10 protein-coding genes and 3 pseudogenes are annotated in these 14,191 nt (G+C 64.5%); 7 read left to right on the top strand and 6 right to left on the bottom strand.

What is annotated here, in order from left to right:
• Window position 1 precedes the first annotated feature (1 nt).
• From ACF0H6_RS07525 to ACF0H6_RS07510, 4 genes and pseudogenes are all read right to left on the bottom strand, one after another.
• Window positions 2-589: a hypothetical protein gene (locus ACF0H6_RS07525; protein WP_395249058.1), complete on the bottom strand. Its 588-nt coding sequence runs from the start codon at window positions 587-589 to the stop codon at window positions 2-4.
• 13 nt (window positions 590-602) lie between these two features.
• Window positions 603-1,751, bottom strand: coding sequence for a zinc-dependent alcohol dehydrogenase (locus ACF0H6_RS07520; RefSeq protein WP_395249057.1), 1,149 nt, complete (start codon window positions 1,749-1,751; stop codon window positions 603-605).
• Between the two features lie 58 nt (window positions 1,752-1,809).
• Entirely contained in the window at window positions 1,810-2,511 is a 702-nt protein-coding gene (locus ACF0H6_RS07515) for a zinc-binding dehydrogenase (protein ID WP_395249056.1), read from the bottom strand.
• 155 nt (window positions 2,512-2,666) lie between these two features.
• Window positions 2,667-2,831, bottom strand: a pseudogene (locus ACF0H6_RS07510) (alcohol dehydrogenase catalytic domain-containing protein); the annotation flags it as partial.
• 709 nt (window positions 2,832-3,540) lie between these two features.
• Between ACF0H6_RS07510 and ACF0H6_RS07505 the strand changes: the two are divergent.
• From ACF0H6_RS07505 to ACF0H6_RS07475, 7 genes and pseudogenes are all read left to right on the top strand, one after another.
• Window positions 3,541-4,713, top strand: a complete 1,173-nt coding sequence (locus ACF0H6_RS07505; RefSeq protein ID WP_395249055.1) for an ABC transporter substrate-binding protein — start codon at window positions 3,541-3,543, stop codon at window positions 4,711-4,713.
• Between the two features lie 46 nt (window positions 4,714-4,759).
• On the top strand, window positions 4,760-5,497 hold the full coding sequence (locus ACF0H6_RS07500) for an ABC transporter ATP-binding protein (protein ID WP_395249054.1): 738 nt from the start codon (window positions 4,760-4,762) through the stop codon (window positions 5,495-5,497).
• Window positions 5,487-6,426: pseudogene (locus ACF0H6_RS07495) on the top strand (ABC transporter permease). The gene ACF0H6_RS07500 and the pseudogene ACF0H6_RS07495 overlap by 11 nt, the downstream one beginning before the upstream one ends.
• 112 nt (window positions 6,427-6,538) lie before the next feature.
• Window positions 6,539-7,579, top strand: a complete 1,041-nt coding sequence (locus ACF0H6_RS07490) for an LLM class flavin-dependent oxidoreductase (protein ID WP_395249053.1) — start codon at window positions 6,539-6,541, stop codon at window positions 7,577-7,579.
• 79 nt (window positions 7,580-7,658) lie between these two features.
• Window positions 7,659-8,915: a uroporphyrinogen-III C-methyltransferase gene (cobA, locus tag ACF0H6_RS07485; protein ID WP_395249052.1), complete on the top strand. Its 1,257-nt coding sequence runs from the start codon at window positions 7,659-7,661 to the stop codon at window positions 8,913-8,915.
• Between the two features lie 34 nt (window positions 8,916-8,949).
• Complete coding sequence (locus ACF0H6_RS07480) at window positions 8,950-10,416, top strand: FAD-dependent oxidoreductase (protein WP_395249051.1); 1,467 nt, start codon at window positions 8,950-8,952, stop codon at window positions 10,414-10,416.
• Window positions 10,417-10,556: 140 nt separating this feature from the next.
• The gene (locus ACF0H6_RS07475; protein WP_395249050.1) at window positions 10,557-11,936 is read left to right on the top strand and encodes a rhodanese-like domain-containing protein; all 1,380 of its coding nucleotides are present in this window, start codon (window positions 10,557-10,559) and stop codon (window positions 11,934-11,936) included.
• A gap of 90 nt (window positions 11,937-12,026) precedes the next feature.
• Here ACF0H6_RS07475 and ACF0H6_RS07470 read toward each other — a convergent pair.
• A pseudogene (locus tag ACF0H6_RS07470) lies at window positions 12,027-12,590 on the bottom strand (FadR/GntR family transcriptional regulator); the annotation flags it as partial.
• A gap of 38 nt (window positions 12,591-12,628) precedes the next feature.
• Window positions 12,629-14,071 (bottom strand): PucR family transcriptional regulator, encoded by a 1,443-nt coding sequence (locus ACF0H6_RS07465; RefSeq protein WP_395249049.1) that lies wholly within the window; start codon window positions 14,069-14,071, stop codon window positions 12,629-12,631.
• Between the last annotated feature and the right edge of the window lie 120 nt (window positions 14,072-14,191).

Genomic DNA, 14,191 nt, shown 5'->3' with positions numbered 1-14,191 from the left:
GTCAGGCCACGCGGTGCTTTCGCAGCGCCTTGCGGGCGGCGACCGCGAGTGCGCCGGCCGCCAGTGCCCAAGGGGCGCCAGCGATGATGGGATCAATCCACTGATGGCTCAGGTCGGCGCGCTTTTTCCCGAACCGGGAGCTCACGCCATGGCGGGAAAACTCGCTGAGCACCCCGGTCTCGGTGATCGGGTTGTCCGGGCGCAGGGTGGCAAATGAGCGAAGGTGATGTTCCCACGCATCGACCCGGTCTGCGGCGATGAGCAGCAGCCAGTGGGCGGCGCGTCCTTCGCTGTACTTGTAGGCGTACTTTCGAATTGCGCCCGAGGCACCTTTGGGAGGGGTAGAGGTGCCAAAAACGGGCGTTACGAAAGCGTGCTCGATGGACCGCTCCCGGGGCCACTTCTCTTCTTGGCGCTCAGGGAAGTCCCAGTGCGCACCAGTCTCGATGCCGGGCTGCTCCCGGGGGTAGGAGGGCCTGTCCGCCGGATCGAGGTCGGCTCCCCATCCTGGAATTCGGACCCGCAGGTCCTCCAAGGACTCCTTCAGAGCAGGCTTGCCGGCGGTGTACGGCGTTGGTATCTCAGCCACAATTCTCTTCCTTTCAGGCAGTGGTGGGAACGATGAGGGGCTTGATGCAATCATCGAGCTTCGCAGAGAAGATGTGGTATCCCTCGGCGATGTGCTCAAGTGGGATGCGGTGCGTGACGATCTCGCTGGGCTTCAGGTAACCGTTCTGGATGTGTTCGAACAACCGGGGCCACTGCCTTTTGACCGGACACTGGTTCATCCGCAGAGTCAGGCCCTTATTCATGGCATCGCCGAACTTCACGGCACTGAAAATCGGCCCATACGCGCCCACCACCGACACCGTGCCACCTTTGCGGACGGAGTCGATGGCCCAGTTAAGGGCGATAGGGGATCCGCCCTGCAGCTTCAGCTTTGCGGAGGTAAGGTGCTGGAGGAAGTTGCCATCCGCCTCGGCCCCCACGGCGTCGATGACGACGTCGGCACCCAGGTGGTCGGTGGCTTTCTTCAGGAGCACCACAATGTCGTCGTACTCCGCAAAGTTGTACGTCTCGGCGTGCGCAAAGGTCCGCGCCTTCTCCAGCCGGTACTCCAGGTGGTCGATGACGATCACCCGTCCGGCACCCATCAGCCAGGCGGACTTGGCCGCGAACAGACCCACAGGCCCGGCACCGAACACCACCACGGTGTCGCCCTCAACGATGTCGCCCAGCTGCGCACCGAAATAGCCCGTGGGAAGCGCATCGGTGAGCAGCAGTGCGTCCTCCTCGTCCATCCAGTCCGGAATCAAGCCTGGCCCGACGTCGGCGAAGGGGACCCGCACATACTCGGCCTGGCCGCCGTCGTATCCGCCACACGTGTGCGAGTAGCCGTAGATCCCGCCGACGGCGGTGGCGTTGGGGTTGACGTTGTGGCAGTTGGAGTAGAGGCCGCGGGCGCAGAAGTAGCAGGACCCGCAGTAGACATTAAACGGCACCATCACCCGGTCCCCGGGCTTGAGCCGCTCCACCGACGGGCCGACCTGCTCCACCACGCCGATGAATTCGTGACCGAACGTCATGCCCACCCTGGTGTCCGGCATCATGCCGTGGTACAAGTGCAGGTCAGATCCGCAGATCGCGGCCAACGTCACCCGCACGATCGCATCATTCGGATGCTCGATGGGCGGCATCTCCTTTTCTTCCACGCGCACCTTGTAGGGCCCGCGATACACCATTGACCGCATTAGTACCACCTCCGGAAATTGCTCATTGTGACATCAAAAATGTCCGGTCCGGGCTCTCTCAGGCCCCGGCCGGGTGGAGGACGACTTTGGTCCAGCCGTCTTCGCGGCTGTCGAAGTTCCTGTAGCCCTCGGGAGCTTGATCCAGCTGCAACTCGTGGCTGACGATGAAGGATGGGCTCGCTTTTCCGCCGGCGATGAGGTCGCGCAAGGCCCGGTTGTACTTCTTGACTGGGCACTGGCCAGAGCCCATCGTCTGTCCCTTGAGCCAGTAGTTGCCATAGTCGAAGGCCACCTGTCCCTGTTGGGCGAGTTTGTCGGAGGCCCCGGGGTCCTGGGGCAGGAACACACCGACCACGCCCAGGCCACCGACGAACCGCACGGAGTCCACGAGCCGGTTCAGGGTCAGGTTGGGTTGTTCGTTTCCAGCCGGGTCGTGCGCCTGGTAGCCAACGCATTCGCAGCCCCGGTCTGCCCCGAATCCCATGGTCTGGTCCTTGACGAACTCGACGGGGTCCGTTGCCGAATCGTCCACGGGTATGGCGCCGATCTGTTCCGCCAGCTTCAGGCGGTCGCTTTGGCGGTCCACGACCATCACTTTGCCGGCGCCTTTGATGATGGCTGAGTAGGCTGCCATGAGTCCGACCGGACCGGCACCATAAATGACCACCGAGTCCCCCGGGTATACCCCGGCCAGTTCCGTGGCGTGCCAGCCGGTGGGGAAAATGTCGGCGAGCATGACGTAGTCGAGTTCTTTCTCCACGGAGTCCTCGCCCAGGCGCAGGCAGTTGAAGTCCCCGTACGGTACGCGCAGGTACTCGGCAGCTGGCCGCCCTGGTACGGGCCCATGTCGGCGAACCCGTAGGCCGCGCCGGCGAGCTTGGGTTCAGGCTGCATGGTGAGGCAGTAGTTGGTGAAGCCACGCTCGCAGTTTTTACAGAATCCGCAGGCGATGTTGAACGGGATCACGACCCGGTCGCCCACCTTCACCTTGCTCACTGCGGGGCCGGTCTCAATCACTTCTCCAAGATTCTCGTGTCCGAATGCACGCCCGGGTTCAAAGCTGGTGCGGCCCTCGTACATGTGCAGGTCCGAACCGCAGATATTCGCCGACGTGATCCGCACCAGCACGTCGGCAGGGTGCTCGATTTTGGCATCCGGTACATCCTCGACACTGACGTCGTTGGGTCCTTTGTAAACTACTGCCTTCACTTTTCCGCTCTTTTCTTTGTTGCCCGTCTTGATCGTGGCCAAGTAGTCGTAGCTTCCGGGGGTGTAGGCGTTGCAGGGCCGGTGGCCGCAAGTCAGCGCGGAAATCACCCGAATACACGTATTGGGCCAGCGAGGAAGCGGGGGAATAAGGATTCTGGCCTGTGAGTCCAGCCGAAGGGGGTGGCAGGCCGAAGGCTGCCGGACGGCAGGCTGTCCGCGAAACGCGCTTGCCGGTCCGTACGCAAAAGAGAAACTAATCGAGCCTTAATGCTAAGCACACTTAGTAATTGTGTCGAGGGGCAATTCAAAAAAGGGATCGACGCGCGGCGATCCACACTCAACCCTGTCTGCGAGAGCGTAGGCGCCTCGGCGTCAGACCTCGGCGGCACCGCATTTGGAATTGTGACGCCGCATGAACCTGCGTGACCCCGGGTTTCCGGGTCATTGAACGGCAAATATGACAGTCCCTATGGTGAATCCATGACCTCATCGGATTGGTCCTTGCCTGCCCTTTCGGGGCGATGTCGCAGGGCCTGATAAACGCCCTGTCCCTTCCGCAACGCATCCCAAGGATTCCCCCATGTCAAACACCCCAGAACCCACGCCGCCCGCCTCGAACCCGGGAACCACCCGCATCGTCGCCGGTGAGAGCAACAAGCCCAAGCGACGCCGCACGCTCGAGATCGGCATCGCCGTCGGACTCGTCCTGCTGATTGGCGCTGGCGCGGCAGTCGCGTCGGTTGTTGCGAAGAACAACGAAACGACAGCTGCGGCGTCCACGAGTCCCGCCGCCGAACTACGGCTCGGCTACTTCGGCAACGTCACCCACGCTCCCGCTTTGGTGGGCGTCAGCAAGGGCATCATCGCCAGCAAGCTGGGTAGCACCAAGCTCAGCACCCAGATTTTCAATGCCGGTCCCGCAGCGATCGAGGCCCTTAACGCCGGCGCTATTGATGCCGCATACCTCGGCCCGAATCCGGCCATCAACTCCTTCGTCCAGAGCAAAGGCGAATCCATCAGCATCATCGCCGGTGCAGCGGCTGGCGGCGCACAGCTGGTGGTCAAACCCGGCATCAATTCCGCGGCAGACCTCAAGGGCAAGACCCTCGCCTCACCACAACTCGGCGGCACCCAGGACGTGGCACTGCGCGCCTGGTTGGGCAAGCAGGGCCTGAAGACCAACGCGAACGGCGGTGGCGACGTCGCCATCAACCCGACGGAAAACGCGCAGACCCTCAAGCTCTTCCAAGACGGAAAGCTCGACGGCGCGTGGGTACCCGAGCCCTGGGCCTCCCGGCTGGTGCTCCAGGGCGGTGGAAAAGTTCTGGTGGACGAGAAGGATTTGTGGGACGGCTCCCAGACCGGCAAACCCGGCCAGTTCCCCACCACCATCCTGATCGTGAGCAAGAAGTTCGCCGCAGAACACCCGGAGACGGTGACGGCCCTGCTCCAGGGCAATGACGCCTCCATCAAGTGGCTCAACACCGCTTCAGCTGCTGACAAGGCCAGCGCCATCAACGCTGCCCTCAAGGCGACCGCGGGCAGCACCCTCCCGGCTGACGTCATCGACCGTTCCCTGAAGAACATCACCTTCACCGTGGACCCTCTCGCCGGAACCTACAAGAAACTCCTTCAGGATGGCGTGGACGCCGGTATCACCAAACCGGCCGACATCAACGGGATCTTCGACCTCCGCGCCCTCAACAGCGTGACCGGGCAGAAGACCTCGGCCGCAGGACTGGGCCAAGACTAAGCCTCAGGACATTCAAACAACGAAGCAACAAGCGAAGGACGGGACCATGCCAGTCGTACTGGAACACTTGGGTAAACGCTTCGGCGACGGCGCCCCGGTGCTCGACGACGTCAATGCCACCATCGAGCAGGGCGAGTTCGTCGCGCTCCTCGGTGCGTCCGGCTGCGGCAAATCCACCCTGCTGAACATTCTCGCGGGGCTGGACCAGCCGACGTCGGGCGCTCTGGAGGTTCCCAGCGACGGCGCGGCCTTCATGTTCCAGGATTCGGCGCTGTTTCCGTGGCTCACCGCCCGCGGGAACATCGAACTCGCGCTGAAGCTCGCCGACAAATCCGGCCGCACCAGCAAGGTTTCGCGTGCTGCCCGTGCGGGCGAGCTGTTGGACCTCGTCCATTTGGGTGGTGCCGGAGATAAGCGGCCGCATGAGCTCTCCGGCGGCATGAGGCAACGCGTCGCACTGGCGAGGGCTTTGGCACAGGACCGGCAACTGCTGCTCATGGACGAACCGTTTGCAGCCCTCGATGCCATCACTCGCGACCTTTTGCACGACGAGCTCGAACGGATCTGGAAGGAAACCGGCCGCACTATCGTTTTCGTGACCCACAACGTGCGCGAAGCCGTGCGGCTGGGACAGCGGGTCCTGCTGCTGTCCTCCCGTCCGGGACGGGTGGTGGCCGAGTGGAACGTGGGCGAGGAACACCGGACCGACGCCGGCCGCGCTGGTGAATTGACTGGAACCATTACCCGCCGCCTGCGCGAGGAGATCCGCCGCCATGCCAATTGAACAGGACACGTTCAGCCCGCGGGAGAGCACGGCCGAGTCCGGCCGCATCACCTCGCCGTCCCTGAAGGGAAACCCGGACGAACTCCGGGACCTCGAAGCCGGCCTGGACAAACTGCAGTCGGATGCGCACCGCAAGACGCGCATCGACTGGACCCGGATCATTCTCCCGATTGCGGCACTCCTGGTGCTCATCCTGGCGTGGCAGTTCTACGTTTCCCTCGGCTTCAAGCGCCGTGGCCAGGGTTCCCGGACCGCTTGATGTCCTGAGCCAGTTCGGTTCTCTATGGGCCGAGGGGAAAGCCCAGGAAGCCATCCTGACTTCGCTGCAGCGCGGCGTGATCGGGTTCCTCATCAGTGTCGCCGTGGCTACTCCTGTGGGCCTGCTGCTGGCGCAGGTGCAGCCCCTGCGCCGCGCCTTCGGACCGCTCATCTCCGGGCTTCAGGTGCTGCCGTCCGTGGCGTGGGTTCCCGCTGCCATCATCTGGTTCGGGCTCTCGGACGGCACCGTGTACTTCGTGGTGCTCATGGGTGCCATCCCGTCCATCATCAACGGGCTGATTTCCGGCGTCGACCAGATCCCGCCGCAATACCGAAGCGTTGGCAAGGTTCTCGGTGCATCCCGCCTCCAGATGGCCCTGCAGATTGTCCTGCCGGCGGCTCTTCCCGGCTACTTGGGCGGACTCAAGCAGGGTTGGGCCTTCTCTTGGCGCTCACTCATGGCCGCTGAAATCATTGCTGTCGGTGGCACTATCGGATTCGGACTCGGCTCGCTCCTGGACCAAGGCCGCACACTGTCGGACATGTCCACTGTTATGGCCGCAATCCTGGCAATCCTGTTCGTGGGCATCCTCATCGAGTTGCTCGTGTTCGCACCGATCGAGCGCCGCCTCCTGCTGCGCCGTGGCCTCCTGGCGGGCAGCACCCGCTAGCCTCCGGAGTTTGTGTACAGGTGATGCCCTCATAGACGCGTCTTAGGGGCATCATCTGTACACAAACTCGCGTGAGTGGAATGACTCGGCCCACCCCGTGGTTGACGCGGGCATGAAACGAATCGGTTTTCTCTCATTCGGCCATTGGGGACATGTCCAGGGCTCGCAGACTCCTTCGGCCGGCGACGCACTGCTGCAGGGGATCGACCTGGCCGTTGCAGCGGAAGAGCTTGGCATCAACGGAGCCTTCTTCCGCGTGCACCACTTTGCCCGACAGCAGGCCTCGCCGTTCCCCTTGCTGGCGGCCATCGCGGCCCGGACGAACCGGATCGAAATGGGCACCGGCGTGATCGACATGCGCTATGAAAACCCGCTCTACATGGCCGAGGAAGCCGCGGCCACGGACCTCATCAGCCGGGGCAGGCTCCAGCTCGGCATCAGCCGTGGTTCACCCGAGCCGGCGCTGCATGGCGCACGGTACTTCGGCTATGCGCCTGCCGAGGGTGAGGACGACGCTGCCATGGCCCGCCGCCATACAGCCGTGTTCCGGCACGCCATCGCAGGCCATGGAGTAGCCGAAGCCGATCCCTCCTTCATGGGCGGAGGCCGTGGGCTCCTGCCGATCCAACCGACGTCGCCCGGGCTTCCGCAGCGCATTTGGTGGGGCGCAGGCACCCGAAAGACTGCCGTGTGGTCCGCGGAACAAGGCATGAACCTCATGAGCTCCACCCTGCTCACCGAGGACACCGGAGTTCCCTTCGACCAGCTCCAGGCCGAACAGATCAGCATGTTCCGGGAGGCATGGGCAACAGCTGGACACGATTTTGAGCCGCGCGTTTCAGTCAGTCGCAGCATCATTCCCGTGGTGGACGCCGAGGATGAACACTATTTCGGGCTCCGCGCGCAGGTGGAGAACCGCGATCAAGTGGGCATGCTCGACGGTGCGTTGTCGCGATTCGGCAAAAGTTACGTCGGCGAGCCCGATGCGCTGGCCGAAGAACTCGCCAAGGACGCGGCGGTGCAGGCTGCGGACACGGTGCTGATTACTGTGCCCAACCAACTCGGGGTGGACTACAACATCAAGATGCTCGGCAACATTGCCAAACACGTCGCTCCGGCAATTGGCTGGGAACCGCCTGGAGCGAAAGTGTAATGTGACGCAGCGTTACCTAGCGTGAACTGGTGTTTCCGGACCTTTGAAGCATGTTACGGCCCGGCTCTACAGTTTTTTCATGGCAATACAGGACATCTACCCCACAGCCCTGCGGCTGCTCGGCCGCCCGGTGCTGGTGGTGGGCGGCGGACCCGTGGCTGCGCGACGCGCCAAGGGACTGCTCGACGCCGGCGCCCGGGTGACCGTGGTGGCTCCCGTTGCCTCCGACGCGCTTCGCGAACTCGCTGCCTCCGGCCTGCTCACCTGGGAGCCGCGCACTTACCTGTCATCCGACGTCGACGGCGTCTGGTTCGTCCAGACCGCCACTGGCGTTGCCGCTGTGGACGCCCAAGTAGCGGCCGACGCCGAGGCGCAGCGGATCTGGTGCGTCAACGCCTCTACCCACGAATCCTCCGCGGCCTGGACGCCGGCCGTGGCCGTTGTGGACGATGTCAAAATCGCGATCAACGCCGGGGGAGACCCTCGCCGTGCCATGGCGTTGCGCGACGCTGTTGCCACCGCCCTCGAGACGGGCGACTTGCCGCTCCGCCGTCGTCGGGCCTCAGCCGGAAGCGTTGCCCTCGTGGGTGGTGGTCCCGGTGATACCGGACTCATCACGGTCCGCGGCCGCCGCCTGCTGGGCCAGGCCGACGTCGTCGTGGCAGACCGCCTCGGCCCGCGCGACTTGCTGAAGGAACTCGCTCCGGACGTCCGCGTCATCGAGGTCGGCAAGACTCCCGGCAACCACCCTGTGCCGCAGCTCGAGATCAATCGGATCCTGGTCGAGGAAGCGCTCGCAGGGAACCGGGTAGTCCGGCTCAAGGGCGGCGACCCCTATGTCCTGGGACGTGGTGGCGAGGAAGTGGAATTCTGCCGCCAGAACGGCGTCGAGGTTGAAGTGGTTCCCGGCGTTACGTCGGCGATCTCGGTGCCCGCGGCCGCAGGCATCCCCGTCACGCACCGCGGACTCGCGAAGGGCTTCAGCGTGGTGACCGGCCACGAGGAACTGTCCGAGGTCCCGGCCCGCCCCGACCACACCGTGATTCTGCTCATGGGTGTTGCCAAGCTCCGCGAATCCGCGGCTGCCCTCGCTGGCTCCGGAATGCCCTTGGACACGCCGGTGGGTATCGTAGAGAACGGCTACATGCCCGAACAGCGCGTCACGATCGGCACCTTGGCAACCATCGCCGACCAAGCCGAGGCCGCCGGCGTCGCGAATCCCGCAGTGATTGTGATTGGCGACGTGGTGCGTGTGAGCCCGTTTGCACCTGAGCATTTCAAGACCGCTGATTACAGCACCCTGACCCCGAACCAGCCCCGCGTCTCCACCCTGTAGCCCCCGGGAAGCACCGAAGAATAGGAACACAGCCGTGTCATCTAGCACCACCGTAGGAACCGCCGCACGTCCGCTGCGCGTCGCCGTCGTCGGCTCCGGCCCGGCCGGCGTCTACGCGGCGGACATCCTCACCAAGAGCGAGGCCGTCAAGAGCGGCGAGCTGACCGTCAGTATCGACCTCTTCGACCGCTACCCGGCCCCCTACGGCCTGATCCGCTACGGCGTTGCCCCGGACCACCCGCGCATCAAGGGCATCGTGAACGCCCTGCACAAGGTCCTGGACCGCGGCGACATCCGCTTCTTCGGCAACGTCGACTACGGCACGGACATCTCCATCGAGGACCTGCGCACGCACTACGACGCCGTCATCTTCGCCACCGGCGCCATCAAGGACGCGGACCTGAACATCCCGGGCATCGAACTCGAGGGTTCGTTCGGCGGCGCCGACTTCGTCTCGTGGTACGACGGCCACCCGGACGTTTCGCGCGAATGGCCGCTCGAAGCCACTTCTGTTGCCATACTCGGCAACGGCAACGTGGCTTTGGACGTGGCCCGTGTCCTCTCCAAGCACGCTGATGATCTGCTGGTCACCGAAATCCCGGACAACGTCTACGCCGGCCTCAAGGCCTCACCCGTCACCGATGTTCACGTCTTCGGCCGCCGCGGTCCGGCCCAGGTGAAGTTCACCCCGCTGGAACTCCGCGAACTGTCGCACTCCAAGGACGTTGACATCATCCTCTACGCCGAGGACTTCGAGTTCGACGAAGAATCGGATCGTCAGATCCAGACGAACAACCAGACCAAGACCATGGTGGGCACGCTCACCAACTGGATCGCCGAGCAACCCGAGGACCTCTCCGAGCTCAAGGCCTCCCGTCGCCTGCACCTGCACTTCCTGCACAGCCCGGTGGAGATCGTGGATTCCGCGGAAACTCCGGGCAAGGTTGCCGCGATCAAGTTCGAGCGCACCGAGCTGGATGGCACAGGCAACGCGCGCGGTACCGGCGAGTTCGTCGACTACCCCGTTCAGGCGGTGTACCGCGCCATCGGCTACTTCGGTTCTGCCCTGCCGGACGTTGAGTTCGACCACAAGAAGGGCGTTGTAACGAACGACGGCGGCCGTGTACTGGACGCTTCGGGCGAGCACGTCCCCGGGCTGTATGCAACGGGTTGGATCAAGCGCGGCCCCATCGGCCTGATCGGCCACACCAAGGGCGACGCCCTGGAGACCGTCACGTACCTCTTGGAAGACCGCGAAAACCTGCCGTTCGCCACCGTTCCCGCGGCAGACGCCGTCGTCGAGCTCCTTGACGCCCGCGGCGTGAAGTTCACCAGCTGGGAAGGTTGGCTGGCACTGGACGCCCACGAGCTTGCCCTGGGCGCGGCCGCTTCCGAAGCAGGTACGTCCCACGGCGTCGAGGTCAAGCGCGAACGCATCAAGGTTGTGCCGCGTGCGGACATGGTGGACATCTCCCGCGACGGCGTGACGGCGGACGTTTAAGGACTTCAACGGGGGCCCACATCCGCAGGGTTCCCTGGCCGAGCTTGCGAGGCTAGGGGGCGGGTGGGGAGGGTCACTTAGCGCCCATTCCGAGGCTCCGGATGGGCGCTAAGTGACCCCGCGTTGCCTTAAATGGGGTCATGGACGTTGTCGTCGTCGAAACAACCCAACTGGGGGACCGCACCTACCTCGTTCATGACGGCGCGGCGGCGCTGGTGATCGACCCGCAGCGCGACACAGACCGCGTCGAAGAAGCCGCCCGTGCAGCCGGTGTGACCATCACGCACGTCGCTGAAACCCACCTCCACAACGACTACCTCACCGGCGGGTTGGTCCTTTCCCGGGCGCACAACGCCGTCTACTTGGTGAACGCCGCAGACAAAGTGGCGTTTGAGCGCGAGCCCGTGGTTGACGGCCAGATGTTTCGCGTGGGCCGGCTCATGGTCAAGGCGCTGGCGACTCCTGGGCATACGCACACGCACCTGGCGTATGTGGTGGACGACGACGATCCCGGTGCCGGCGTCCGTCAAGCGGTGTTCTCCGGCGGCAGCCTGCTCTACGGTTCGGTAGGACGGACCGATTTGATTGCGCCGGAAGATACTTCTGAGCTGGCCCACGACCAATACGCCTCGGTTCGGCGGCTCGTGGCTGAGGCAGCACCGGACGCCGGCCTGTATCCCACCCATGGCTTCGGTTCCTTCTGCTCCATCGGCCCGGCAAGCAAAATCCCCGCCTCTACCGTTGGTGAGCAAGCCGCCACTAACCACGCGCTCACGGACCCGGACGAGGACCACTTTGTCAGGCATCTCCTAGCCAATGTCAGCGCGTACCCGAGTTACTACGCGCACATGAGTCCGCTCAATGCCCTCGGCCCGGACGCGGCGGCGCTTGACGTGCCGGAATCAGTGAATACTTCGGAGCTCGAGCGCAGGCTTGAGGACGGCGAATGGGTGGTGGACCTGCGCAACCGCGTGGCGTTTGCTGCCAACCATTTGCTCGGCAGCGTCAGCTTCGAGTACGGCACCGGATCCAGCTTCACCAGCTACCTCGGCTGGGTGCTGCCGTGGAACCAGCCGTTGACCTTGCTGGGGCCCTTGGACGAGGTGGAGAAAGCGATCCGGGACCTCGCAAGGATCGGAATCGACTTGCCTGACGCCGCCGTCGGTGCGGATCCGCGGGCGCTGGCACCGCACACGCCGTTGGTACATTTCCCGGTTGCCGGCTGGACGGGGTTGGTGCAAGAACGAGTTCCGGGCGAAACCGTGCTGGACGTTCGCCGCAGCGACGAATTTGCCGCGTCCCATGTGTCCGGGGCACTGAATGTTCCGCTGCATGAGCTTTTGCTTCGGATGGGCGAGCTTCCGGGCGGTCGGATCTGGGTGCACTGCAACTCCGGCTACCGGGCGGGTGTCGCCGCGAGCCTCCTCCACCGGGCCAGCCGAGAGGTAGTCCTCATTGACGCTCACTTCCACGACGCAGCCGATGCCGGTGTCGAACTGACGAGCGCCGCTCCGGCCTAAGACCTACAACGGGGGCCCCAACAACGCGGGGTCACTTAGCGCCCATTCCGAGGCTCCGGATGGGCCCTAAGTGACCCCGCGTTGCTTTATTCACTCGGCGGCGAAGTCCAGGTTGCGGTAGACGCTCGCGACGGCGGCGGCTTCGTCGCGTGCCTCGATGGCGTCGGCGAGCTCGTCGTGGCCTTCGTGGGGGACGCCGTTGAACCCGGCCTTGCGCTGCTGGCGCAGGAGATCGTCGTGGAAGACCCCGCCGAAGGAAACGTACAGCTGGTGCAGCAACGGGTTGCCCGAAGCCAGCGCCACCCGTTCATGGAAATCCCAATCCGCTCGGGCCCAGGCGGGGTAGTCGGCCGCGAACCAGGCGTCGTGCCGCACCTGGAGCAGGCCCCGCATGGCGGCGATGTCGTCTGCCGTGGCATATTTCGTGGCCAGCCGAGCAGCCTGGGTGTCGAGCCCCACCCGGACCTCGATCACGTGCTCCTGCGTATGTTCCCTATACATCCGCTGGGCCGCACCCGAAATTTCGCTGGTGGCCCGCACATACGTGCCGTCACCGCGTCGGACCTCCAGCATGCCGCTGTGCGCCAGGGCCTTGATGGCTTCGCGGAGCGTGCCGCGGGAGACTCCCAGCGAGGCCATGAGTTCAGGTTCGGTTAACGTCTCCCGGGCGCTTGGGTAAGCCGGGAGAGTTGCTACCGCGGGTTGCGGGCTCCCAGCCGCTGCACCGCCAGGGCCAGCCACAACTGCACCCGGTCCTGGGTCTGGGCGGGATCGTAGCCCGTGAGATCCGTGATTTGCGCCAGCCGGTACCGGACCGTGTTCCGGTGCAGGGTCAGGGCTTCGGCGACGGCGGCCACCGAACCGTTGTGGTTGAGGTAGCTTTCCAGCGTCGAAACGAGTTCGGAGCCATGCACGGCGTCGAACTTGCGCAGGGGAGTGAGGGCCTCACTGGCCATGTCGGCCAGCGGAACGTCCTCGCTCGCCAGCAGCAGCGAGGTCAGGCTGAGCCGCTCGGGTTCGTTGACCGGCAGGCCGTGCGCCACGGCGTCGCGCGCTTCAAAATAGCTCCAACGCACGCCGTTCGGTTTCGTGTAGGCGCCGCCGATTCCGATCACCGCATGGATCCCCGCTTCCAAAAGATGGTCGCTGAGGTCCTTGGCCAGCGCGCTCGCGGAACTACCGTCGTCGGGCACTACCGTCACGAGGTCCTTCCCGACGACGGCGGTCACCCCGCCGTCGAGCGACTGCGGCAGCGAGGTGCTGCTGAGTTGTTTGTGGTGGGCGGCGGAGACCACCAGCAGCACGACGTTTTTGCGGGTGCTGTTGATTCCGACGCCGGCCAAGCGGCGCGCTGACTCGATCGTGTCCAACGTTCCATGAATGACGTCGTCAAGCACTTGGCCCGCCAAAGCCCGCTGGCTCTGGCGTTGCTTGACCATGTTGTTGAGTTCCACGCTGATCAGGTTCTGGGCGTAGCCCACAATCCCTGTGTCGCCGAAGGGCTGTTTGATCCATAGGGTGCAGGCGTCGCGGCGGCCGGTGGGAATGGGGAAGGACGCCCATTCGTCGGCGGTCGGTGCGGGGTTGCCGGCCGCGCTGTTGTAGAGCTGGGCGCTGAACTGCGTGAGTGCGATGTCGGTCCGCAGCATGCTGCCCAGTTGCTTGAGCAGTTCGCCGAGGCCGCCACCGGTCAGCAAGGCCCGGGCAAGGATCTGGTGGCCGGCGATCAGGCGCTCCAGCTTGGAGTAGTGGTCCGCGGACTGGGAATCGGCCACCAGCTTGCCGATGGCGATGAAAGGGGTTTCGTACGGGACCTCCACGAGGGGTAGGCCCCAGCGGTTCGCCTCGGCAATGAGGGCCGACGGTACTGCCTCGTGAGTCAGCCCGGTACCGAAACCGATGCCGACGGCGCCCGCTCGTTGGACCTGGCGCACAAAGCGGCGCTGTTCCGCGGCTCCGTTGAGCCTGAGTCCCGTCGTCAGGATCAGCTCGCCGCCGTTGAGGAAGCGCTGCGGATCCTCCTGCTCGGTCACGGCCACCCAGCGGATATCGTCGGTCCAGGTGGTTTCGGCGAGGCCGGCTTTCCGGAGCTGAAGAGAGGGGACGGCGACTAGCGCGGCGAGAGACATTGCCATGCAAAAAAGGATATCCCGGCACTGGTCATTCGCACTAAGCCGGGGTATTCAAGGTGTGCACCTGACTATTCCGCCCTGCCGGGTGCTGGCATAGGCTCGGAGCAGCTGCAACCAATGCCT

The organism is Arthrobacter sp. NA-172 (assembly GCF_043952055.1).
Taxonomy (GTDB): Bacteria; Actinomycetota; Actinomycetes; order Actinomycetales; family Micrococcaceae; genus Arthrobacter.
The sequence above is the reverse complement of the archived record's forward strand: the minus strand, read 5'-3'. Positions and strand labels throughout refer to the sequence as shown.

What these genes read in the sequence shown, in the direction of transcription:
- ACF0H6_RS07505 (WP_395249055.1), top strand. Translation starts at nt 3,541, where the DNA reads ATGTCAAACACCCCAGAACCCACGCCGCCCGCCTCGAACCCGGGAACC.
- ACF0H6_RS07520 (WP_395249057.1), bottom strand. Translation starts at nt 1,751, where the DNA reads ATGCGGTCAATGGTGTATCGCGGGCCCTACAAGGTGCGCGTGGAAGAA.
- ACF0H6_RS07465 (WP_395249049.1), bottom strand. Translation starts at nt 14,071, where the DNA reads ATGGCAATGTCTCTCGCCGCGCTAGTCGCCGTCCCCTCTCTTCAGCTC.
- ACF0H6_RS07490 (WP_395249053.1), top strand. Translation starts at nt 6,539, where the DNA reads ATGAAACGAATCGGTTTTCTCTCATTCGGCCATTGGGGACATGTCCAG.
- ACF0H6_RS07500 (WP_395249054.1), top strand. Translation starts at nt 4,760, where the DNA reads ATGCCAGTCGTACTGGAACACTTGGGTAAACGCTTCGGCGACGGCGCC.
- ACF0H6_RS07475 (WP_395249050.1), top strand. Translation starts at nt 10,557, where the DNA reads ATGGACGTTGTCGTCGTCGAAACAACCCAACTGGGGGACCGCACCTAC.
- cobA (WP_395249052.1), top strand. Translation starts at nt 7,659, where the DNA reads ATGGCAATACAGGACATCTACCCCACAGCCCTGCGGCTGCTCGGCCGC.